This window comes from Streptomyces sp. AC627_RSS907 (assembly GCF_019049165.1).
This window is the reverse complement of record NZ_JAGMUE010001430.1, coordinates 1-564: the sequence shown is the minus strand read 5'-3', so window position 1 is coordinate 564 and position 564 is coordinate 1. Positions and strand designations below refer to the sequence as shown.

Below are 564 nucleotides of genomic sequence, written 5' to 3'. Positions count from 1 at the left end.
ACACCCCGCACAACCCCACCGGCACCGTGCTCACGCGCGAGGAGCTGGCGGCTATCGCCACCATCGCCATCGAGCGCGACCTGTACGTGGTCACGGACGAGGTCTACGAGCACCTCGTCTTCGACGACCACCAGCACATCCCGCTGGCGTCGCTGCCCGGCATGCGGGAGCGCACGGTGACCATCAGCTCCGCGGGCAAGACGTTCTCCTTCACCGGCTGGAAGGTCGGCTGGGTCACCGCGCCGCCGGACCTGCTGGCGGCGGTCCGCTCGGCCAAGCAGTACCTGACGTTCGTGGCCTCCGGCCCGTTCCAGCACGCCATCGCCGAGGCCCTGACCCTGCCCGACTCGTACTACGCCGGCCTGCGCGACGAACTCGCCGTCAAGCGGGACCTGCTCGCGGACGGCCTGGCCACGGCGGGGTTCACCGTCTTCCGGCCGGCCGGCACGTACTTCATCACCACCGACATCCGCCCGCTGGGCCCGGAGATCTCCGCGGACGGCGACGGCCTGGCCTTCTGCCGCGGCCTCCCCGAGCGCTGCGGCCTGGTGGCCGTCCCCAACC

1 protein-coding gene is annotated in these 564 nt (G+C 71.8%); it reads left to right on the top strand.

Translation table 11 applies throughout. The features are described 5' to 3' along the window. The coding region (locus KUM32_RS42280) for an aminotransferase class I/II-fold pyridoxal phosphate-dependent enzyme (RefSeq protein WP_217146893.1) at positions 1 to 564 on the top strand (564 nt) is incomplete at both ends.